Consider the following 23,953-nt stretch of genomic DNA (forward strand, 5'->3'; position numbering starts at 1 on the left):
GAACGGGGCGCCGCGGTGTTACAGGTTCACCACATTGGCGATCCGCACCGGGGCGCTGTCGTCGATGCGCAGGTTGTGAAAGTCGAACAGGTTGCGGTCGGCCAACTGCGATGGCATCACGTTCTGCAGGCTGCGGAAGATGCTGTCGGTGCGGCCGGGCGTCTTGCGCTCCCAGTCAACCAGCATGTCCTTGACCACCTGGCGCTGCAGGTTTTCCTGGGAACCGCACAGGTTGCAGGGAATGATCGGGAACTGCTTGAAGTTGGAGTAGGCCTGGATATCCTTCTCGTGGCAGTAAGCCAACGGCCGGATCACCACGTTGCGCCCGTCGTCGGCAAGCAGCTTGGGCGGCATGGCCTTGAGCGAACCATTGAAGAACATGTTGAGGAAGAACGTCTCGACGATGTCGTCGCGGTGGTGCCCCAGGGCCATCTTGGTTGCACCGATCTGGTCGGCGAAGTTGTACAGGGTGCCGCGACGCAGGCGCGAGCACAGCGAGCAGGTGGTCTTGCCTTCGGGGATCAGCTCCTTGACCACCGAATAGGTGTCCTTCTCGACGATGTGGTACTCCACGCCCAGTTGTTCCAGGTAGGCCGGCAGCACCTGCTCGGGGAAGCCCGGCTGCTTCTGGTCCATGTTCACGGCGACGATGCTGAAAGCGATGGGCGCCACCTTCTGCAGGTGCAGGAGCACATCGAGCATCGTGTAGCTGTCCTTGCCACCCGAAAGACAGACCATGACCTTGTCGCCGTCTTCGATCATGTTGTAGTCGGCGACGGCTTCACCGGCCAGCCGGCGAAGGCGTTTCTGCAATTTGTTCTGGTTGACCGAAAGAGTGCCCATGGCGACAGGATCCGCGAGGTGTGTGACAAAAGCCGGGCATTTTACGCGCTTTGATGTATTGGGTGTAGCGCCGCAGCAAGCGATACCTGCGCGTGGTACCGACGGGTGGCTCGGCAATGCCTGGACGTTGCGGCATAATCGGCGCATCTGGAGTGTGTCAAAGAATGCCCGAGCAACTCAATCAACGCGTCGAAGCCTGTTTCTGCCAGGCCGAACTGTTTTTCAAGCGGCCTTTCCGGCGCCCGGTGGTCAGCACCAAGCTGCGCGGGCAGAAAGCCGGTGTCGCGCACCTGCATGAAAACCTGCTGCGCTTCAATCCACAGCTCTACCGCGAGAACACCGAGGACTTCCTCAGGCAGACCGTGCCCCACGAAGTCGCGCACCTGGTCGCCCATCAGTTGTTCGGCGACCGCATTGCGCCCCATGGCGAGGAATGGCAACTGATCATGCGCGGTGTCTACGAGCTGACACCCCACCGTTGCCACAGCTATGCGGTGAAACGTCGCCAGGTTATCCGTTACCTCTACAAATGCCCCTGCGCCGACGGCGACTTCGCCTTTTCCGCCCAGCGCCACGGCATGGTTGGCAAAGGCCGCCGCTACCTGTGCCGCCGGTGCCGCCAGACCCTGGTGTTCAGCGGTGAAACGCGCGTGCAATGATCGTCATTCCCTTGCACGACGAGGCTGGGCAGAATGCGCACATGAATACAGCCCTCCCCGCTTGCCTGAGCGATCTGCGCCAGCACTGGCCACTGCCTGAATCGGTGCCCGGCGCACGGTTGTTCAGCAACCGTTTCGAGCACAGCGCGTTCACGACCGAGGATTTCTCGCGGTGCGGCATCGTGGCGCCTGCGTCGATCCAGCGTTCGGTGGCCAAGCGCCAGGCCGAGTACCTGGCTGGGCGTGTCTGCGCACGCGAGGCACTGCTGGCCCTCACCGGCGAAGCGCAGGTGCCGGTCATCGGCACCGACCGCGCGCCGATCTGGCCTGAACAGACCGTAGGGTCGATTACCCATGGCAGCGGTCGGGCCGCAGCCGTGGTCGCCAGCCGCGATGACTGCCAGGGACTGGGCCTGGACATCGAGAGCCTGCTGCCGCTGGCGCGCGCCGAACGGCTGCGCGCGGAAATACTGACCCTGGACGAGCAGGCCCGGATGGACCCCAACCAGGTGGCCATGGTGGTGACCCTGACGTTCTCCCTCAAGGAAAGCCTGTTCAAGGCGCTGTATCCGCTGGTCGGCAAGCGCTTCTATTTCGAACATGCCGAAGTGCTGCATTGGTCTGCCCAAGGGCAGGCACGCCTGCGCCTGTTGATCGACCTCTCACCGCAGTTCGCCAGCGGATTCGAAATCGACGGGCAGTTCGCCTGGCTCGATGGGCAGCTGTTGAGCCTGGTGGCGGTCCGTTGAGACCACCCCGACGGCAGCGTGCTCGGCGTGCAGCGGCCTTGCTGGTTGCACTGGCGCTGTGGGCCGGCCTCACCGGCGCCGCCGATCTCGACAGCCCGCGCCTGCTCGATCAGACGCTGAACAGCCAGGCTGCACGGCAATCCATCGCGCGAATCCTCGCTTCACAGCCGTCGGTGAGTACGCCCTATCGAGGTGCCCGGGACTTTCTCCAGGCACAAGGGCTGGGCAACCATGCGACAACCACTTGGGACGAACTGGACACGCTGCCTGCACGCGGCCACAGCCTGATGCTGCTGCACCGGCAAACGCCGCTGTCGGCCCAGCAAGTCGACCGTCTGCTGGGCTGGGTGCAGCGTGGCGGACGCCTGCTGGCGGTCGCCGACGCCTTGTGGGACGAGGCCCGCGCCAGCAGTGGGGATGCTTTGCTCGATCGCCTGCAGATTCGCGTGCAGTCGAGCTCGCAGTTGCCGCAACTGCCGCCTGCGGCGGGCGACGACTACCCTTCGCTGACCAAGCTCTATCTGGAAGACGAATCGGCGCCGGCCTACATGGGTTTCGACACGCAACGCCATCTGGATGACCCGACCGGCAAGGTCCAGTCCTGGGCCAACAGCAACGGCGCCACGCATCTGATGCAGATGGCCTACGGCGAGGGCCTCATCACCCTGGTCAGCGATGCCCGTTTGTGGACCGACGAGCAGATCCAGCGCTACGACAATGCCTGGCTGCTGTGGTACCTGAATCAGGGCAGCGAAGTGACCTGGGTGTTCGAGCCGGTGCCTGAGCCGCCTGGGCGATACGCGTTGTGGGTGTTTGCCGCGCTGCTTCTGGCAGCCGTGCCGGGCCTGTGGTGGATGAGGACGCGACAGCGGCCACAGCGTGCGCCGAACCTGCTGGACCGAGGTCAGTTGCAGGGCATTCGTGAGCAAGGACGTCGATCCCTGCGCGAGCTGGGGCCGGGAGAAGTGTTGGCCGCCCTGCAGAAAGACCTGCTGCAGCGTGCCTGCCTGCACCATCCGGGCTTCGACGCGCTTGCAGTGGCCGAGCAGTGGCAGGTGCTGGCCCAACTCTCGCAGCAATCGACCCGCAGCATCGGTGCCGCACTGATGCCCGTGCGCGGTCGGCGGATGCCCGCTCGAGTGTTCACCCGCACCGTGGCGCAATTGCAACGCTTGCGGGACAGCCTGGGGCCGATGTCGGCCGCTGCGCGGACCGGCCACCCCGTCGCTGCTGCAGTGGGGACGGTCGGGCCGTCCGCCATGCCGGCCGAGCGGGCGGTGATGATCCTGCTCGAGTGTGGCGCGTGGTCCAGTCACCCAGGTGCCCACTCAAGCGACCTGAAACACGCCGTACACGCTTGCCTGCAACTGGCTGAAACGGTACTGGCTGACGGATTCGCCGTCGGCCTGCACGTGTCTTCCAGCACGTCGCCCGTACACTTGAAACCGCAACCCGGCGCCGAACAGTTGCAGCGCCTGGTTGAAGCGCTCGCGCAGCTCGAGCCCTGCCAGATAAACGGCGATCCCGCCACGGTCCTGGATGCCCTGCACCGCGACGAACACGACTACGCATTGCTGGTGATGGTGACCGGCTTTCATGCCGGCATCGAATCGACCTGGCCCCTGGCGTTGAGCAGGGCCGCGCAGCGCTGGCCGGTATTGCTGGCCAGCCTGCGCGACGAAGCACTCGAGCGCCTGCGTCAACAGCCGGTCCGAACCCGCCGCGAAGCACTGCTCTACTGCGGAGTGATGCAGCGCCTGCTGCTGCGCCAGCGCCTGCATGATCGGCTGGCCGCAGGCGGCGTGAATGTCGTGGACGCATGGCCTGGCGAGATCGCCGCAGAATCGCTGATGCGCTATCGAAGCCTGCGGCAGCCGCGTACCTGAACCCTGGATGACCCGTCAGGCCGACGTGCCATGGGGATGGAACGTGAAATACTGACGCAGCGCGTCGACCAGCTTGAGGAACTCGGTGGGCACCTGGCCCTGCAACTCGAAGCCCGAATCGTAGTGCCCCGGCGTGGCGTCTTCATGGCACCACAGGCACTGCGCCGAAAGGTCGATGAGCTTGGGCTCGCCTTCGACCGAAGGGATTTTCACCTGCAGTTCGAACACCGGCCCGACCAGCAACGGCAGCTCGCTGATCAGCATCAGCCCGACATCCGACACGTTGCCCATGTAGCCCATGGCACGACCGGTGTGACGGTTGTAGACCTTGAGGTAGTACGGCAGTTGATGCCGCTCGATCCGACGCTCGGTGTACATGATGGGCCTGCTGTAGATATCCGGCATATGTGTCGTGTTCATCCTCTGTCGTTTCGTAGCTCCACTCGTTCAGCGTAGCCCAGGCCTTGTTCAAGGCTGTTTCAGAGTACAGGAAATTTACCTCAGAATGCCGCCGGCCGCGGCTGCGCGGGCACACCCGGACGCACGTGGCCCAGTTGATCGAGTGTCTGCAGGCGCGCCTGGGCGCGGTAGGCGTACTCGCTGGAGGGATAGCGGTTGATGATGTACTGGTAGGTCTGGGCGGCGTCGACGTACAACTTCTGGCGCTCCAGGCACTGGCCACGCAGCATCGAGACCTCCGGTTGCACATAGGGCCGCGACCGGCTCTTGCGGTCGACCTGGGACAGTTCCAGCACGACTTTCTCGCAGTTGCCGTCGTCGTAGGCGCGATAGGCGCTGTTCAAGTGCTGGTCCATCGACCAGCGGGTGCAGCCTGACACGGCGATGGCCAGGGCAATCAATACAAGCGCGCGCATGGGATTCTCCTGCCGCAGGGGGGTATCAGGGTTTATCGACCCATTGCCGGGAATCTTCAATACCCAGGCATTGGATGCCGGTGCGTGCAAATCCTCCCGGCCAATTCCTGGACATGTTGTGCAGAGGAACGATGACTACAGCGCAATTGAGGAGTAGCCTTTGGCAGCGCTTCAATAAAGGAGTCAGTGCATGACCGTTCGCCGTACCAAAATCGTTGCCACCCTGGGCCCCGCCTCCAACTCGCCGGAAGTGATCGAACAACTGATCAAGGCTGGTCTGGATGTCGCTCGCCTGAACTTTTCCCACGGTACACCGGATGAGCACAAGGCTCGCGCCCGTCTGATCCGCGAGATCGCCGCGCGCCTGGGGCGTCACGTCGCCCTGCTCGGCGACCTGCAAGGTCCGAAGATCCGCATCGCCAAGTTCACCAACAAACGCATCGAACTGAAGGTCGGCGACCGCTTCACCTTCTCCACCAGCCATCCGCTCACCGACGGCAACCAGGAGGTCGTGGGTATTGACTACCCGGACCTGGTCAAGGATTGCGGCGTGGGCGACGAACTGTTGCTCGACGATGGCCGCGTGGTCATGCGCGTGGAAACCGCCACCGCCGACTCGCTGCACTGCTCGGTACTGATCGGCGGTCCGCTGTCCGACCACAAGGGCATCAACCGCCGCGGTGGTGGCCTGACCGCACCGGCCCTGACCGAGAAAGACAAGGCTGACATCAAGCTTGCCGCCGAGATGGACCTGGACTACCTGGCCGTGTCTTTCCCGCGTGATGCGTCGGACATGGAATACGCGCGCCAGTTGCGCGACGAGTCGGGCGGTACCGCCTGGCTGGTGGCCAAGATCGAACGCGCCGAAGCTGTCGCCGACGACGAAACCCTCGACGGCCTGATCCGCGCCAGTGACGCGGTCATGGTAGCCCGCGGCGACTTGGGAGTGGAAATCGGCGACGCCGAGCTGATCGGCATCCAGAAAAAGATCATCCAGCACGCTCGCCGCAACAACAAGGCGGTGATCGTGGCGACCCAGATGATGGAGTCGATGATCCAGAACCCGATGCCGACCCGCGCCGAAGTGTCCGACGTGGCCAACGCCGTGCTCGACTACACCGACGCCGTGATGCTGTCCGCCGAAAGTGCTGCCGGCTCCTACCCGATCGAAGCCGTGCAGGCCATGGCGCGGATCATCGTCGGCGCGGAAAAGCATCCGACCAGCAAGAAGTCCAGCCATCGCCTGTACACGCAGTTCCAGCGTTGCGACGAAAGTATCGCGCTGGCTGCCATGTACACGGCGAACCATTTCCCGGGCGTGAAGGCAATCATCGCGCTCACGGAAACCGGCTACACCTCGCTGATCATGTCGCGCCTGCGTTCTTCGGTGCCGATCTTCGCCTTCTCGCCACAGCGGGCCACCCAGGCCCGTGCCGCGATGTTCCGTGGGGTCTACCCGGTGGATTTCGATCCGGCCGTTCTGCCGCCGAGCGAAGTGAGCAAGGCTGCCATCGACAAGCTGCTCGAGATGGGCATCGTGCAACAGGGCGACTGGGTCATCCTGACCAAGGGCGACAGCTATGCGCAAACGGGTGGCACGAACGGGATGAAAATCCTGCACGTGGGTGACCCGCTGGTCGACTGATAGCCGTTGGCTGCAAGACCAAAGGCCCCGGGGTTGAAACCTCGGGGCCTTTTGCATTTCTGTAGGAGCGCTCTGTGGCCCGCGAATGCGTGTTGCGACTCAGCCGCGGCCGACGAAGACATCGCTGTACAGCTGACTTCGGGGCAGGCCGGCCAGGAACAGCCTTCGGGAAAACTCTTCCACGCTGATCGGCGAGCCGCACACCAGGGCGATGGTCTGGCGCGACAGGAGGCGCAACGGCGGCGGCTCGCCTGCCGGGAACTGCTCTACCGCAAGGTTGGCATGAAGCTGGGCAAGCGCGCGCAACGGTTCATCCAGGTAGTGCTCGTTGGCCATGTGCAACAACCGGATCGGGCCGTGATGACCTTGTCGCAACGCTTCTCGCAGCACACCCCACAACGGAGCCAGACCCGTGCCGGCAGCGAACAACCACAATGGCCGGGCCTGCCATTCAGGATCGTAGTGCAAGGCTCCACCGCGCACTTCGCCCAGCTGCAGAGTATCGCCAACCTTCAGGCGACGAGCCTGGTCGATGAAAGCACCGGGGCGCCGACAGTCCAGATGAAACTCCAGAAAGTCATCGGCCTGGACGAGGCTGGCGATGGAATAGGGCCGCGCGATTTGCACGCCGTCGGGTGCAACCGTCCACAGCAGCATGTGCTGACCGGCTTGATAGCGCAGCGGGCGCTGCGCCTCTAGTCGCAGGCGCAGCACGTTTGCCGAAGGCCAGTCACAGCCGATCACATGCGCCGTCACACCGTCGCCCTGTGGATCGAAGACCGCCACCTGCAGATCCTCGACGACTTGACACTGACAGGCCAGGCGCCAGCCCTGCTCACGCTTGGTGGCATTCAACGCATCGGGCTTGCGGTCCTGTGGCTCGCCGCCAACACAGCGCACCAGGCAGGCGTGGCAACTGCCGGCGCGACAGCTGAAGGGCACCTGCAAGCCGGCCTGGTTGAGGGCGTCGAGCAGGTTGCTGCCCGCCGCCACCGTCCAGCGCCTGCCACCGACGTCCAGCTCAGGCATCGGCCATGTCCCAGGCCGCCGCGCAGCGGTTGCGGCCCTCACCTTTGGCGCGATACAGCGCCTGGTCGGCACGCTGCAGCGCATCATCCAGGTCATCGCCCTGCTTGAGCATCGTCATGCCCACCGACAGACTCAGATTGGCTGCTCCCAGCCCTTGCGGATCGGCGTCGGCAAAGGCGCTGCGCAGCCGCTCGCAGCACCGCACCAGCTGGTCTGCGTCGACTTCGGGCATGAGCAGCACGAATTCTTCACCGCCGTACCGAGCCAGCACGTCGCCGTCGCGCAGGCAATCCTGGGTCAAGGCCGCGAAGGCTTGCAGCACCTGGTCACCGGCCGCATGGCCGTGGATATCGTTGATGCGTTTGAAGTGATCGAGGTCGATCAGCGCCAGGCCATGCTCGACATCGGGCTTGAGCGTGGCCAGCTCGCGCGAGGCCAGGCGCAGGAAGTGTCGACGATTGAACAAGCCTGTCAGCTCATCGGTGGCGACCAGGTCTTCAAGCTGGCGCATCATGCCCCGCAGGGTATCCTGATGGGCCTGCAAGGCATAACGGCGTTGGCGCATGCGTTGGCGCGAGGTTTGTACATAGCTTGCATACATGCACAACCACAACAGCACCACCAGCATGGCGCAGATCTGCAGGGTGGCCAGGCCTGGGTCCGGCAGGGCCATGCGGTAGGCCTCCCACAGATTGACCCCGACGAAGGCGACGAACACCACCAGCGCACAGCGTACGAAGGCGCGACGTGGCAGGTGGAAAACGCCGAACAGCAGGATCAACACATACATCACCATGAAGGTGCCGCGTGCCACTTCCAGATTGCCGATCAACCAGGTGTGCCAGGCCACTGCCAGCAGCACTTGAAACTCGGTGAGGCTGGGATCGCTGAAACGTTGATTGGCACCGCTGCGAAAAACCCAATACAGCGCGCCCTGGCTGATCGCGACCAGGCAGGTGGTACCCACCGCCGTCACCAGAGACACGCGGCAATACTGCGTCAGAACCGCCACCCACACCAGCGCCACTACCAAAGCGTAAGTGCCGGCGGCCAGTGAGAAACGCTTGATCAATAGATGTTGCAGGGTGGACTCGGTCACTCGCAGGCTCGCTGTGCTGAATGGGAATCCCTCCCCTGATTGCACCGTAATAGTGCAAAGGCGTGATGCCATAGTAATGGCCAAGGGGTGAAATAACTATTCAAATTTGGATTGCTCGACGAAGTCTACTGGCTACCGGACCAACGGCGTATCCGCCTCGACACCACGCCAACCCGCCATTGCGGAGTGTCAGCTCGATCCAGCCGCGCTATACTGCCGCGCCTTTTTCGCGCCGACCTGCTACAAGTTGACGCACCTCGAAAGCCATGCGCCAGGCAAGACCTGACCGGCTTTTTCAACGAATGTTCCCCACAAGAGGAGCGCGCCCCATGACCGTGATCAAACAAGACGACCTGATTCAGAGCGTCGCCGACGCCCTGCAATTCATTTCCTATTACCACCCCGTGGATTTCATTCAGGCCATGCACCAGGCCTACCTGCGTGAAGAATCCCCGGCGGCGCGCGACTCCATCGCCCAGATCCTGATCAACTCGCGCATGTGCGCCACCGGCCATCGGCCGATCTGCCAGGACACCGGCATCGTCACCGTGTTCGTGCGGGTAGGCATGGATGTGCGCTGGGACGGCGCCACCATGAGCCTGGACGACATGATCAACGAGGGCGTGCGCCGCGCCTACAACCTGCCGGAGAACGTGCTGCGCGCGTCCATCCTGGCCGACCCGGCTGGCGCTCGCCGCAACACCAAGGACAACACGCCGGCCGTGATCCACTACTCCATCGTTCCCGGCAACACCGTGGAAGTGGATGTAGCCGCCAAGGGCGGTGGCTCCGAGAACAAGTCGAAGATGGCCATGCTCAACCCGTCCGACTCGATCGTCGACTGGGTACTCAAGACCGTGCCGACCATGGGCGCGGGCTGGTGCCCGCCCGGCATGCTCGGCATCGGTATCGGCGGCACGGCCGAGAAGGCTGCGGTAATGGCCAAGGAAGTGTTGATGGAGTCCATCGACATCCACGAACTCAAGGCCCGCGGCCCACAGAACCGCATCGAGGAGATCCGCCTGGAGCTGTTCGAGAAAGTCAACCAGCTGGGCATCGGCGCCCAGGGCCTCGGCGGCCTGACCACCGTGCTCGACGTCAAGATCATGGACTACCCGACCCACGCTGCCTCCTTGCCGGTGTGCATGATCCCCAACTGCGCCGCCACTCGCCACGCCCACTTCGTGCTCGACGGCTCCGGCCCGGCTGAACTCGAAGCGCCGGACCTGGACGCTTACCCGGAAATCGTCTGGGAAGCCGGCCCGTCGGCGCGCCGGGTCAATCTCGACACGCTGACGCCCGAAGAGGTGCAAAGCTGGCAGCCCGGCGAAACCGTCCTGCTCAATGGCAAGATGCTCACCGGCCGCGATGCTGCGCACAAGCGCATGGTCGAGATGCTGAACAGGGGTGAAACCCTGCCGGTCGACCTCAAGGGCCGCTTCATCTACTACGTCGGCCCGGTCGATCCGGTCCGTGAAGAAGTGGTAGGCCCTGCCGGTCCGACCACCGCCACGCGGATGGACAAGTTCACCCGGCAGATCCTCGACCAGACCGGCCTGCTGGGCATGATCGGCAAGTCCGAGCGCGGCCCCACCGCCATCGAGGCGATCAAGGACCACAAGGCCGTGTACCTGATGGCCGTGGGTGGCGCCGCCTACCTGGTGGCCCAGGCGATCAAGAAGTCGCGCGTAGTGGCCTTCGAAGAACTGGGCATGGAAGCGATCTACGAGTTCGACGTCAAGGACATGCCGGTCACCGTGGCTGTCGACAGCAAGGGTGAGTCGGTGCACATCACCGGGCCGGCCATCTGGCAAGCCAGGATCGCCGAAAGCCTGGCGGTGGAAGTGCAGTAAGCGTTTTGTGCTGAACCGAGAAGCCCGGCCCTGTGCCGGGCTTTTTGCGTTCATGAGCCGGATTCAGCTGGACAGGCGACCCTAACCGCATTGCCAGGCTTTGCCTACCTATCAGTTCTATGGATATCCCGCTCTCGGCAGGCCCGCTAAAAAGTCGGCCCTGATTACCCCCATGAGCGAGGCACACCATGAACACACCTGAACTCCCCGACCCAGTTTTCGATGACGGCGACCACCTGCCTGCCGAGGTCGAGCTGCCCGAGCTGGCGGATCCAACACCCAACCCGCTGTTCGACAACCTTGTTCCACTCACTCCGGAAAACCACCTGCTGGGCAGAATGAGCTTCGCCGATGCGATGCCGGAAATGGGCATGAGCTCGGTATTCGACATCATTCGCCAACCCAAGGCCGAATTCACCCGTCAGCTACGCACCCTCAGCGATGCCGATGGCGAACTGGCCTACGACAATGCCCTGTGCTACGCCACCCAGATCGCCCGTTCCTATCGTGAAGACATCGTGTCCTCAGGCCGCAACCTGCCACTGATCGCTCCGCAGACCGGCGTGCGTGCACTGGTCGACATCGGCCCGAGCTACCCCAACCTGTTCAAGGAAAACTGGGACCAGTTCTGCAAGGTCGGCGCCATCGAAGCCATGGACGGCCCGGTGGCCTACCTGGGCTCGTTGCGCCGCTTTGCCGAGCAGAAGATCGAAGGCGCGTCTACCTCGCCACTGCGGATACCGCTGGCGGTGCGCCGGCCGGATCTGGACAGCCTGGTGATCGACGAGCAGAGCACCTACCAGAGCGTGCCAATGCTGGACCTGGTGAACAACGTGTTGAGCCAGGGCATTGCCAAATACCAGACGGAGAAAGGCGACGCGCGGCCGATTCATGAGTTGCTGGCGGAGAAAAAGCATCCGTTCGTGTTTCCGTATCACTTTGCGCATCAGCAGGTGAGCTTGGCACTGGCTGGAGACAAGCCACAGCTGGGGGAAATCAACCACAAGCTGAGTTTGACGGTGCCCGTGGCCCAGCCGAAGACCAGTCGTTACAGCCATACCCAGGCGCAGCAATTGCTCTCTGGGTTAAGCCCCGCGCAGCAGAAATTGCTGACTGCTCCCAGCCTCTTTCCAACATTCACAATCAATGCCGCTGAGCTGGATCGAGCATTGAACCCTGCAGCCGCTTGGATCTCACCAGCCTTCAGTACGTTGTATCCCTACGAGAATTACAACCTCCATCTTTTGGTCCCCAACCAGGAAGGCGTGGTCTGTACACCTGCAGCTGTCGCATCAGGCAACACGAAGACCAATACGCTCATCCAACTCAGCGTACGCGGTGCGGCAGGCGAAAAAGTCATCACCCTGACCGCTTGCATGATGGTCAACGTGCCAGGCGCTTATTCGATCAACTACAACCACGTTTCGCAAAAGCTGGGTAGCCGCCTGCACATGTACCTCGATCCAAGCAACAACCCTGGCCTGGTACTTCCCGCCGATTACTCGGCGACCTTCATCGTAAACGTGGGTACCAATGTGGGTCGCCAACCCCTGATCGCTCAGTGGCGAATCTGTATCGACTTGTCCGCCGCGCCGCGGCTCGATGATCTGCAGCAGCGGTATTTCACCGACCACCTTGGCGTGGTGGAAAACTCGGTCGATGGCCAGCAGTTGGCAGACACCGACCGTTTTTGCGGTCAGACCGGCATCGATGCCGAGCAACTGGAAGCACTGATCGCGCGTAAAAGCGGGCGAACCACGCTTTCGCCAAACTGCCTGTCCAAACACGCGACAGCCGCCGACTCAGCGCCTGCGCGGCGCCTGCCCAACCCTTCCCACCACGCCGCAAGCTATATCAATGCCGGTGGCGCGATGGACGCTTGCATCAGCGACGACCGCCGCTACAACAATGCAATCGATCTGATTCAGCGCGAAGGCAGCCAGCGCTGGATCCTGGTCAATATCTCCCCCGACAGGCTGGACCGCATGCAACGCATGATCCGCCTGCAGCGCTGGCTGGACATACCGTTTGCGGAACTGGACACACTGATCATTGCCGCGATGCGCGGCGAATATGGTAGCAACCCAGCCCGTGAGCTGAATGCCAATACCCTGCGCTGCCTGGGGGTATTCCGCTATTTCAACCAGCACCACGGCATGGCTCCCGACGAATTTGCGGCGTTCATGGACGACCTGTGCCCCTTTGCCACCCAGCACAGATCATCGCTGTTCGACAGGGTCTTCAATACCCCGATGTTGTTCGGCACGCCGTTGGTCCTCGACCACAACGCATTTGACTACCCTGCAACCCCCACTTCATCGAAAACCATCAACCAACTGTGCGCGGGGCTTGGCGTTGAACCTGATGCGCAGTCCTTCGGGCTGATGGTAGCGGCTGCTCGTATCAACGTAGCGAGTGTGCTGCGGCGAACGCCACTGCTCATGGGATCGTTATACCGCCAGGCACGTTGCGCGCAGCTGTTCGGGATGAGTATTGCCGAGTGCCAGCAAGTGTTGCGCTTGTTGGGTGGGGAGGAGTACGTCAACACATTGGCCAAGGGCAAGCTGCTGCCACGCCTCGATACCGGCAATGCCCCCGCTGACATCCTCGACATCTTGATGGAGCTGGACTGGGTAGCACGTTGGGCCGCAATTAATAAGCTCACGGTTACCGGATTGCTTGCCTTGTTGGATACGGGCGACGCGCAGGAGCCAGCCACCGCCCTGCTCGAGCGCCTGCAGCAGATGGCCGATGAGGCCCGTACCTTGGCCGTGAACGCTGCCACGATATCCGCCCTCGGTCTACCCAACAAAGCCACCGGCGCGGCCATCGACTGGCACATGGAACTGGGCAAAGGGACCTCAGCCATCATTGATGCGGCCGGGCTGGTCAAGCCGCTTCAACCAACGCTGACCGACACCGATCAGCAGCAGTTGGCAGAAAAGGTTCGCTCGCTGGTCGCCTCGCTGGGGCTGGCCGCCAGTGACGTCCAGATCGCCGAAGACACACTGAATACGTATCTGGCCAACGCCCTGTGCCGCCAGCAGCGGCTTGTGGAAGGCCTGCTGCAGGAACACACCACGCTCCTGCCGGAATTGGCGGTATGGGTCGCCCACTGCGCCGATGTTTCACCCTACCGCCTGCTCGAGCGCACCCTCCAGGCCTGGCCAATAAACACCGAGCCCGATGCCGCCAAAGTGAGTGCGGTTCTGGCCGACCTGCGCCAGATCGGCACCTGCGCACGCGCTGTCAGCTGGGCCAAGGTCGGCGCCGCCGCGTTGCGCACCTTCGTCGTCAATCCGGCGTGGCTGGGGTGCGACAACCTGTGGCCGTTGTCCTTGAACACCCTGCACCTGCTCAAGGCCTACGACAGCCTGTTCAACACCTTGGGCCAGCCGGAAGAGCGCCTGCTCGGTTACGTGCAGCAAGCCAATGCATTGGTATCCAGACGGCCCGGCAAACGCCAACTGGCGGTCCAGTCGCAAACCTGCAATGCCGCCCTGGCGAGCTTGCTGGGCTGGAGCGAAAGCGAGGTGGCGATGCTCACCGCGCTGCTGCCTCAGCAAACCGCCAAGACCGTTGCCCATATCGACTGGGTGCGCCGCGCACAGGCCCTTTCGCTGGAAACCGGCCTCGACGCCGCGACCCTGCTCAAAGCCTGCTCCCTGAATGCCGACAGCCCCGAAGCTGACTGGCAAACGGTGGGCCAGGCGGCCATGGCGGCCGTGAGCCGCTGATTCATCAGGTGTGCCTGGGCCTGCCACTTCGCGGGTAGAACCCGCTCCCACAGGGCTCGTCGCTGCACCCCGACCTCTTGTGGGAGCGGGGCCTGCCCGCGAAGTGGCAGGCCCTAGGCGCCCTTTCATACATCACTTAAAGGAATTCACTGCATGACCATTGCAGCCACACTCAACGAAAGCTTTCGCGACGCCCTCGTCGCCTACTACCTGGGCGAAGTCGTGCCCAACGACGACACTCTGGCCGACCTTGGCCTGGCCAATAAACTGAAAACCGAAAACGACCTCTACGAATACCTGCTGCTGGACACCCAGGTCACCCAGGCTGTGGAAACCAGCCCCGTAGCCAGTGCCATCGCCAGTCTGCAGCAGTACATCAACGGCGCGCTGCTGGGCATGGAGCCGGGTTACGACAACGTGCGCTTCAGCGAAGCGCTGCTCGGCGAATGGCGCGACCAGCGTAGCCAGTACCCGTTGTGGGCCGCCAACCAGCAGCTGGCCTGGTACCCCTCGCTGTATATCGATCCCTCGCTGCGGATGAAAAAGTCGGCGTATTTCCAGCAGCTGGAAAACGACATCAACCAGAACCGTATTAGCGTGGACACCACTCAGGAGGCGGTAAAAAACTACCTGGCCAGCTTCGAGGAAGTGGCCAATCTGAGCATCATCAACGGCTATATCAATGGAACGGATTTCAAAGAGTCCACGTACTACTTCATCGGCAAGTCCCGCGCCGAAGGCGCCTATTACTGGCGCTCGGTAAACATGGCCGAACGCACTTACGTTAGTGGTACCCAAGGGCCGAAGGAGGATAATCCCAACCCCGGAGCGTGGTCAGACTGGAAACGCGCCAACCTGCCGATTTCAGACTCGGCCATCGAGCACACCGTTCGCCCGGTCTATTTCAACAACCGCCTGTTCGTGGTGTGGTTGGAAGTCACGGACAGCACGAGTTCTTCTGACAATGGCGAAGTGCAAGCCACACTGTCCAAGACCGACGTTGAGTACCCACCCCAGCTGCTGACCGGCTCGACACCCAAATCAACACAACAGCTGCGCCTTAACCTGACGTACAAGAAATATGATGACAGCTGGAGTGCGCCGCTTTGCTACTTGCAAGTGCCCGCTGAACGTGAACTCGTCAAGGACATCGGCACATCGCGCCTGAACACCATTGCCGTGGTAGACGCCAGCACCGCTTCAGAGTACCTGTACCTTGCGGTCCATGCGGATTACCGACCTGATCTCAGCGAGCCAGACGCCCACTCACGCGACGGCCTGAATGATCAATACGGACTTCTGCATACCCTTCAGCTCGACAAGAACTTCAACGCTACGCCACTTTTTCCTGCCTCGGGGAAGGTCGCAGCCAATGAGCCATTCGTGCCCGCTGACCGGCACCTGTTCGTACTGCGCTCAGGTGTTGTATTCGCTCAGCTGAATGCTGGCCGATTCCAGTTCCGTGTCGCCCCGCTACCCATGCGTATTTCAAGTGTCGAGACTACTGCTCCCCATGCGGGAACAGGCGATGTACGCGGCTGGGATTATGAAGGATGGCGAAACACCGTTGGCAGCCCTGCCCAAGGGCTGGACGTTGTCCTGGATTCGGAGCGTTCGGTATTGACGTTCGACACCACCGTGACAGCACCTTGGCCTGTGAGACCAACTCGAACGATTGAGTTCTCATCTGACGATGCCATCAAACCTATAGCGTTAAAACTCGTCCTCAATCCCGATGGCCCCACCGAATTGTACAAGTACTACAATTACTATCGATTAGCGGAAGGGTCGACGCTCACTGCGGCCAGGGGAAAGTTCAAGACCGAACCCGATTGCTATTTCCAAGGGTTCAAAGACTGGACAATCAGCTCTGCCATCCGCGATGAACTCAGTGACAATGAGCGGCTTCGTCTGAACATGGCGTCGGGATCGATGAGCTTGGCCGGGAAATACATCCAAAAAGAGTTGGTCGATAAAATTATTGAGTTTCCTACTGACGTGCAGCTGACCGTGTCGTTTCCCGGTGACACACAAATGTCAAACTTTGGCGCCTCTCGATTTTCCATCTCGGATCTACATGCCTTCACCCAGTTCGTCGCTCGCCCCGCGTCGATGGCAATCCCCAATCCGCCCAGCATGGCGGACAAAGTTAATCTGACGGCTGATCACCATACCGCGTTGACGCTCGAAAGCGGTGCCAAGAGACAGATCAGCATCAATATTGACCCTGAAACGCTGAGGCCTGCGTGGGCAACCAATACTTGGTCGGGCAATGCGAAGAAGTTCACCCTTATTCATGGGGTCTACTGTACCCAGCGGGGTGCCAACGGAGAACGAGGCGCAGGCCACTGTGTTAAGGCGACCGAAATCGAACTGGAATACGCCACGACCAGCGGTCACTTGAAAGCACCCGGTATGGGTGCCCATCAGGACATGTCGATGGGCATTGCCGAATTCATTGACTTTACCGATTCAAGCATTGCCCAGAATGATGCCCTTACTGGCGGCCGACACCCTATACGCATGAACACTCTGTTCAGTCGCACGCTGATCGAACGAGCGAATATCGCTGTCGAGAACCTGTTGTCCTGGCATACACAACTGTTGCCGGAGCCATCCCTCTCGGGTGTTGGCGAGCAGCCGAGCATGGACTTCAAAGGCGCCAACGGCCTGTACTTCTGGGAACTGTTCTTCCATCTGCCCTTCCTCATCAGCCACCGCCTGAACACCGAACAGCAGTTCAGCCAAGCCGAGTACTGGCTCAGCTTCATCTTCGACCCTAGCCGACGCGCCGACAGCAGCGGCCGTCCCGACTACTGGAACGTGCGCCCGCTGGTGGACGACCTGAGCCGCGAGCGTGCCACCCGTGCACCGATCGACCCCGACGGCATTGCCAGCGATAACCCGGTGCATTACCGCAAGGCGGTGTACAGCCACTTCATCAAGAACCTGCTGGACCGCGGCGATGCGGCGTATCGCCAGTTGACGCCGGATGCGTTGAACGAAGCCAAGCTTTGGTATGTGCGCGTACTGGACCTGTTGGGCCCGCGTCCGGACAAACGCCTGGTCAGTGGCTGGAACCCGCTGACGCTGAAAAAGCTGTCGGATTCGGTCAGCGGCGGGCTGCGCGCGTTCGAGCAACGTCTGATCGAGCAGGAGCGCCTGGTCGCCGAAAGTGCCGCCGAGAACGACGGTCGGTCACTCATCATCTTCCAGCAGCCGCCGCTGGCGCTCATGGCGTTCGCCAACGACCCCACCGTGCCGGAACTGGACAGCCCGCATTTCCGTGTGGCCCTGAACCGCGAGCTGGTGCAGAACTGGGACACCGCCGAAGCACGCCTGCGCAACCTGCGCCACAACCGCACCCTGGACGGCAAGCCGTTACAACTGCCGCTATTCGCTGCGCCGCTGGATCCGCGTGCCTTGATGTCGGCATTCGGCTCTGCAGCGGCCGGCGGTGGCGCGGGCCGTTTGCTAGGCCAGGAGATTCCGCACTACCGCTTCAGCGTGATGCACAATCGCGCCAGCGCTGCGGTGGAGAATCTGATCCAGTTCGGCAGCACCCTGCTGTCATTGCTCGAGCGCAAAGACAACGCTCAACTTCAGGAAATGCAACAGCAGCAAGCGTGGGACATGGCCAAGCAGGCCGTCGTACTGCAAGAGCTGGTTCAGCGTGTTGAAGCTGAAGGCCGCAAGGCGTTGCTGGCCAGCCGCGCCATCGCCGAAAGCCGCCTGACGCATTACGCCAGCCTGGCGACTGAGATGGTGAGCGCCGGCGAAGTGTCTGCCGGTGCCCTGCACCTGCAAGGCCGAGTGGCTGAAGGCGTGGGTTTCGTGTCCCAGGCCATCGGCGAGGGCCTCAAGGTAGCACCGAACCAGGCGGGGGCGGTCGGCGGCGTGATCGCCGGCGTCGCCAGCGGTGCCATTGTCGGCGCCACCACTGGCGGCTGGCGTCTGGAAGGCGTCACCGGCATCGCCACCGCGGTGGCGCAGGGCATGGCCACCGCTTTCCATGGCGCGGCTGAAGCTTTGGACCGCACCGAGCAATACCGTCGTCGCCATCAGGAATGGATGCACGCCGAAGACCAGGCCAAGCGCGAGATCGAGCAGATCGACGCGCAACTGGCGGTGCACGACGAGCAGGCCAAGGTCACCGCCGAGCAACTGCGCCAGACCGAGCTGATGGTCGACCAAGCGGCTACCACCTTCCAGTTCCTCAACAAGCGTTTCACCAATGCCCAGCTGTACCAATGGCTCAACGGTCAGTTCGCCACGTTTTACTACCAGGCCTACGACACCACCTTGTCGCTGTGCCTGGCGGCCGAAGCGTGCTGGCAGTACGAGATCGCCGACTTGAAGACCCGCTTCATTCAGCCGGGTGCCTGGAAGGACAGCTACCGCGGCCTTACCGCCGGTGAGTCGCTAAAGCTCAACCTGATGAAGATGGAAGCGGCCTATCTGCAACGCAATGCGCGCTCGCTGGAGATCACCAAGACCGTGTCGGTGCGCCGTCTGCAGGAAACCGAGGCCAAGCCGTGGGCGACCATCGTCGAGGACTTGGGCAAGACCGGTGGGCTGGAAATCAAGCTGGAACAGGGCCTCTTCGACAGCGACTACCCCAGCCAGTACCTGCGCCGCATCAAACGTGTGAGCGTGACCTTGCCGGCGGTGCTGGGCCCTTACGAGGACTTGGCGGCCGTGCTTACGCAAACCTACAGCAAGGTCGAAATGGGCGACACAGTGGGCGCCAACGTCTGGGAAAACATGCGCGCCAGCCAGCAGATCGCCCTGTCCAGCGGGGTCGATGACGATGGCATGTTCACCTTGAACTTCGACGACGAGCGCTACCTGCCGTTCGAGGGCACAGGGGCGGTGTCGACCTGGAACCTGCGCTTCACCCGTTCCACGCCCGAGCTGTTGACGGCGTTGAGCGATGTGATCGTGCGAGTGAGCTACACCGCCAAGTCGGCGTAGATCAGGCGACCGCGTTCGCGGGCAGAGCCCTCTGCCCGCGACAGAGGCGACTCAGCATTCAATGACCGGGCCGTGGGCCCGGTCTCTGTGCCATTTTCAGTGATACCTACTCATGAATACACACCACGACACCTCACTGGCGATCAACACGCCTTCACTTCCCAAGGGTGGCGGCGCCATCCAGAGCATCGGCAAGGGCTGGGGCTCGGTGGGCGCCAGCGGCGCTGCCTCGTTCAGCATTGCGCTGCCGCTGTCACCGGGCCGCGGCGCCACCCCACAACTGGGCCTGAGCTACAGCAGCGGCGCCGGTAACGGCCCCTGCGGCATGGGCTGGGGCCTGAGCCGTGAGAGCATCGCCCGGCGCACGCAAAAAGGCGTCCCGGCGTACACCGTCGACGACGAAATGGTCGGCCCGGGCGGCGATGTCCTGCTGCCACAGCGCGACGCCCAAGGCGTCATCGTCAGCACCACCGTCCATACCTTTCGCGGCCAGGCGCTGGGGGCCAGTTACCGAGTGACTCGCCACTGCCCCAGAGTGGAAGGCAGCTTCGCGCGTATCGAGCATTGGCAGCTGGACGATGCCGACGCCGGGTTCTGGCTGGTCCATGGGAGCGATGGCGGCCTGCACCTGTACGGCAAGCGCGCCAGTGCGCGCGTCTTCCCAGCCCACGCGCCGCAGCAGGTGGGCGAATGGCTGCTGGAGGAATCGGTAACGCCCACCGGCGATCACGTCGTCTACGAGTACCGCGCCGAAGACGGGGTTGGTCTGGCTGAAGGCGATGAACGCGACCACAGCGCCCAGCGCTACCTGAGCCGCGTGCGCTATGGCAACTTCACCGCCCATGCACCGCTGTATTTGTGGGATGAAGCGAGCCTGCCCGAGCATTGGCATTTCGACCTGGTGCTGGACTATGGCGAACGCGCCATCGAGCAGGGCAGCGTACCGACCTACGCCGCCAGCCAGCCCTGGCCGCTGCGGCCCGACCCCATCGCCAACTTTGCCTACGGTTTCGAACTGCGAAGCTTGCGGCGGTGCCATCAGGTGCTGATGTTCCATCGGTTCGACGAACTGGGCAGCGCGCCCGTGCTGGTCAACCGCTTGTGGCTGGAATATCGCCAGTGTCACGGTTACAGCCTGCTCACGGCCGCCATCGCTCAGGCCTGTGAAGGCACCGAGATGGTCGAACAGCCGCCGCTGGAATTTCGCTACGAGCATTTCCGCTTCGAAGACGCGCGTTACCGCGAGTTCGAAGCGATGCCGGGCCTCGACGATGGCCAGACCTATCAGTTGGTTGACCTGTACGGCGAAGGCCTGCCTGGCGTGCTCTACCGCCAGGACGACAGTTGGCGCTACCGCGAACCGGTGCGCGGCGATGACTCGGCCGACCCTGATGCCGTGGCCTACGCACCTTGGCAGCAATTGCCCAGGCAACCGGTCGCGGACGCGCGCAAGCCCGCTCGCCAGTTCCTCAGCGACCTGACCGGCGACGGCCGTCTGGATTGGATCGTCGCCCAGCCCGGGTACAGCGGTTTCTTCACCTTGGGCAACGATCGAGCGTGGTCCGGTTTCCACCCGTTCGATGCCTTTCCACTGGAGTTCTTCAGCGCCGAGGGGCAAATGACCGACCTTGTCGGCGATGGCCTGCGTGATTTCGCGATGATCGGCAGCCGCAGCGTGCGGCTGTACCCCAGCGCGCGCGACAAAGGCTTTGCCCTGCCCCGTGACGTTGCCCACGCCGACGACGCGTTGCCATTGGCCAGCAACAGCCAGCATGAGTTGGTGGCGTTCAGCGACGTGCTGGGCAGTGGCCAGCAGCACTTGATCCGCATCCGCCATGACGAGCTGCGCTGCTGGCCGAACCTGGGCCGCGGCATGTTCGGCAAAAGCTTCAAGATGGCCAGCCTGCCGTTTGCCTTCCGCGAGTTCGATGCGTCGCGGGTACGCCTGGCTGACCTGGATGGCTCCGGCGCCGCCGACCTGATCTACCTGAGCAGCGAGCATGCGCAGGTGTTCCTGAACCAGAGCGGCAATGGCTTTGCCGAACCGGTGCTGCAGGCCTGGCCCCAGGGCCTGCGCTACGACAACAGCTGGCAGGTCAGTGTTGCCGACCTGCAAGGGCTGGGCTGTTCGAGCCTGGTGCTCAGCGTACCGCACCTGCCGGGACAGCATTGGCAGCTGGACTTCAATTCAGGTCGCAAGCCCTACCTGCTGGTGGGGTCGAACAACAACATGGGCGCGGACACCCAGGCCTGCTACCGCAGTTCGGCTCAGGAATGGCTGGATGAAAAAGCCGAACAGCTGGCCGCAGGGCTCACACCGGTTGCCGAGCTGCCGTTTCCGGTGCACGTGGTGGTGGGCCAGACCCAGCACGACGAGATCACCGGCAATACCTTGAGCCAGCGCGTGCAGTATCGCCGAGGTCACTACGACGGCCGCGAGCGCGAGATGCGTGGCTTCGGCCTGGTGATCGCCACGGACTCCGAAGCGCCGTCGGCGAGTGCCGAGCCAACCTCGCCAGTGCTGCTGACCAAGACCTGGTACCACACCGGCCGAGCAGTGGATGAAGTCCTGCATGGCACCGTCGAGCATGATCCGCAGGCACGGACACTGGGCCCGATTCTGCTGCTGCGCCACGATGCCCAGACCGGCAATGACAGCATCGTCACCGAGCAGGACGAAGGCTTGCGCCACGACATGGCCCGGGCGCTCAGCGGTCAGGTGCTGCGCACCGAAGTGTTCGGCCTGGACGGTCAAGCCTGTGCGGCGGTGCCTTATTCGGTGCAGGTACAGCGCCCTGCCCTGCGCCTGCTGCAACCGCGCAGCGCGCGGCAGCGTTACGCCACCCTGCTGCCCATGACCCTGGAAACCCTGAGCTACCAGTACGAGCGCATCGCCGACGACCCGCAATGCAGCCACAGCGTGCAATTGCGCGCCGATGCTTTCGGTGCAGTGACCCACGCAGTCAGCATCGCCTATGCCCGGCGCAAGCACGAGATCGACACCCCACCCTACAGCGACGAACACGAGCAGACCTGGTGGCGAGATGCGTTCGACCCGGCCCAGCATCGCTATTACTTCAGCGAAAGCCGTACCCAAGCCATCCATCTGGCCGATGACCCACAGTACTGGCGCTTGCACCTGCCCTACCGTGCACGGGGCAACGCCTGGTCGCTGCCCAAGGCCGACGTGACACTGGACCAGCTCGGCTACGAAGCGCTGTTGCGTGACGATGGACTGTTGGGCAACACCGCGCCCAGGACCCTGACCGCCTTGAGCATGCAACGCTATCAAGGGTGCAGCGACGGCAGCGCCAGTTTCCTCGCCCTGGCCGACTTCGCCGAGGCGGCCGAGCTGGATGAAGCAGCGCTGCAAGCCTATGCAGAGGTATTGGAGCCGCAAGCGCTGGACGCCAAGCTGGTGGAACTGGGTTATCGACGCATGCCGGCATTCCTGCCCGAAGAGCCGGACCGCGTGCTGTGGTCGGTGCGCCAGGGGTATGCCACCTACGGCGACGCCCAGGCGTTCTACAAGGTCCAGGCCTACCGGCAGAGCCCCGCGATGGGTGAAACACGCGTGCAGTACGATGCCTACCAGTTGCTGCCAGTGAAGGTAATCGCCGCCGATGGCTGCACTACCCAGGCACGGTATGACTACCGGCACTTGCAGCCGGTGGACGTGGTCGACCCCAACGACAATCGCCAGCAAGCCAGCTATGACGCCTTCGGACGCTTGTCGCTGAGCAGCTTCTTCGGCACCGAGATGGGCGAGCCGGTGGGCTTTGCACCGTTGCAGGGCCAGACCATGGCCGGCAGTATTGCCGAAGCGATTGCCGACGACGCCGCTGGCCTGGGTGACTGGGCCATGGCCTATATCCATGAAGGCGATGCCTGGATGGGCGAGGTGCCCGCCGTTGGTGTGACCGACAGCTACGCGCTGGGCGAGCAGGTAATGGCCGGTCGCGTGACCCTGAGTGGGCAGCTGCGTGCCTCGGCTCGCCAGGGATGGCAGCAGGGCTTGTTGGCCGACGCGGTCGCCGAGACTCTGGCGCCACTGGCCAGCTATCCTCGCCAGCCGGTTCGCGTGGCGGCGTTCCAGGCCGATCGCTACCCCGGCGACCCCGAGTGCCAGGTACGCATGAGCATCGAGAGTTTCGACGGCTTCGGGCGCAACCTGCAAAGCAAGCAGCGGGTCGAGCCCGGCATGGCCCACCAGGTGGACGGTGACGGTATGCTGCTGGCCGAGGATGCCCATGCCGATCCACGCTGGCGGGTCAGCCAGCGCGTGGAGTACGACACCAAGGGACAGGTGATTCGTGTGTACCGTCCGTACTTCGCCAACAGTGATCGCTATATCGATGACGCCAGCCATCGCGATGCCGAGCACAGCTACCATGATCTGCAGCGCTATGACGCCCTGGGACGGCCGACGGAAACCTGGACTGCGGCGGGCTGGTTGCGCCGCCAGCGCCATACCCCTTGGTACAGCATCAGCGAAGACGAAAACGACACGGCCGAGGAGGTGCTGGCGATGCGCGCTGCCGAGGCTTGATCCCTGCCGCCGCTAGCCCGGCGGACACTGCTCGCAGGGCGGCATGTCGCCGCCC

At 62.9% G+C, this 23,953-nt stretch carries 13 protein-coding genes; 8 read left to right on the plus strand and 5 right to left on the minus strand.

Going from position 1 to position 23,953, the window contains the following annotated elements; all coding sequences use genetic code 11:
• Nucleotides 1-18: 18 nt before the first annotated feature.
• Nucleotides 19-843 (minus strand): tRNA 2-thiocytidine(32) synthetase TtcA, encoded by an 825-nt coding sequence (ttcA, locus tag H7993_RS07650; RefSeq protein ID WP_185793958.1) that lies wholly within the window; start codon nt 841-843, stop codon nt 19-21.
• A 164-nt stretch (nt 844-1,007) separates the two neighbouring features.
• On the opposite strand from ttcA, the gene H7993_RS07655 reads away from it, so the two are divergent.
• Genes H7993_RS07655 through H7993_RS07665 form a run of 3 tightly spaced genes read left to right on the plus strand, consistent with a single transcriptional unit; the run spans nt 1,008 to nt 4,137 of the window.
• Complete coding sequence (locus H7993_RS07655) at nt 1,008-1,502, plus strand: SprT family zinc-dependent metalloprotease (protein WP_122479342.1); 495 nt, start codon at nt 1,008-1,010, stop codon at nt 1,500-1,502.
• 41 nt (nt 1,503-1,543) lie between these two features.
• Nucleotides 1,544-2,251, plus strand: a complete 708-nt coding sequence (locus tag H7993_RS07660; RefSeq protein WP_185793959.1) for a 4'-phosphopantetheinyl transferase family protein — start codon at nt 1,544-1,546, stop codon at nt 2,249-2,251.
• A 38-nt stretch (nt 2,252-2,289) separates the two neighbouring features.
• Nucleotides 2,290-4,137: a DUF4350 domain-containing protein gene (locus H7993_RS07665; protein WP_185793960.1), complete on the plus strand. Its 1,848-nt coding sequence runs from the start codon at nt 2,290-2,292 to the stop codon at nt 4,135-4,137.
• Nucleotides 4,138-4,152: 15 nt separating this feature from the next.
• Here H7993_RS07665 and H7993_RS07670 read toward each other — a convergent pair whose 3' ends face one another.
• Both H7993_RS07670 and H7993_RS07675 read right to left on the minus strand, forming a co-directional pair.
• Entirely contained in the window at nt 4,153-4,515 is a 363-nt protein-coding gene (locus H7993_RS07670; protein WP_122479721.1) for a PilZ domain-containing protein, read from the minus strand.
• A gap of 122 nt (nt 4,516-4,637) precedes the next feature.
• A complete protein-coding gene (locus H7993_RS07675; protein WP_056843377.1) occupies nt 4,638-5,012 on the minus strand; it encodes a tetratricopeptide repeat protein in 375 nt (124 codons plus the stop codon).
• 190 nt (nt 5,013-5,202) lie between these two features.
• Between H7993_RS07675 and pyk the strand changes: the two genes are divergently transcribed.
• On the plus strand, nt 5,203-6,657 hold the full coding sequence (gene pyk, locus H7993_RS07680; protein WP_122479344.1) for a pyruvate kinase: 1,455 nt from the start codon (nt 5,203-5,205) through the stop codon (nt 6,655-6,657).
• A 99-nt stretch (nt 6,658-6,756) separates the two neighbouring features.
• On the opposite strand, the gene H7993_RS07685 is transcribed toward pyk, so the two are convergent.
• Complete coding sequence (locus H7993_RS07685; protein WP_185793961.1) at nt 6,757-7,686, minus strand: iron-sulfur-binding ferredoxin reductase; 930 nt, start codon at nt 7,684-7,686, stop codon at nt 6,757-6,759.
• Complete coding sequence (locus tag H7993_RS07690) at nt 7,679-8,785, minus strand: GGDEF domain-containing protein (protein WP_122479346.1); 1,107 nt, start codon at nt 8,783-8,785, stop codon at nt 7,679-7,681. The genes H7993_RS07685 and H7993_RS07690 overlap by 8 nt, the downstream gene beginning before the upstream one ends.
• A 329-nt stretch (nt 8,786-9,114) precedes the next feature.
• On the opposite strand from H7993_RS07690, the gene H7993_RS07695 reads away from it, so the two are divergent.
• From H7993_RS07695 to H7993_RS07710, 4 genes are all read left to right on the plus strand, one after another.
• Entirely contained in the window at nt 9,115-10,638 is a 1,524-nt protein-coding gene (locus tag H7993_RS07695; RefSeq protein ID WP_185793962.1) for a fumarate hydratase, read from the plus strand.
• Nucleotides 10,639-10,826: 188 nt separating this feature from the next.
• A complete protein-coding gene (locus H7993_RS07700) occupies nt 10,827-14,375 on the plus strand; it encodes a Tc toxin subunit A (protein ID WP_185793963.1) in 3,549 nt (1,182 codons plus the stop codon).
• Nucleotides 14,376-14,528: 153 nt separating this feature from the next.
• A complete protein-coding gene (locus H7993_RS07705; protein WP_185793964.1) occupies nt 14,529-19,349 on the plus strand; it encodes a Tc toxin subunit A-related protein in 4,821 nt (1,606 codons plus the stop codon).
• A gap of 112 nt (nt 19,350-19,461) precedes the next feature.
• Nucleotides 19,462-23,898 carry a SpvB/TcaC N-terminal domain-containing protein gene (locus H7993_RS07710; RefSeq protein WP_185793965.1) on the plus strand — a complete coding sequence of 1,479 codons (4,437 nt, stop codon included), beginning with the start codon at nt 19,462-19,464 and terminating at the stop codon, nt 23,896-23,898.
• Nucleotides 23,899-23,953: the final 55 nt, after the last annotated feature.

This window comes from Pseudomonas baltica (assembly GCF_014235765.1).
GTDB lineage: Bacteria > Pseudomonadota > Gammaproteobacteria > Pseudomonadales > Pseudomonadaceae > Aquipseudomonas > Aquipseudomonas baltica.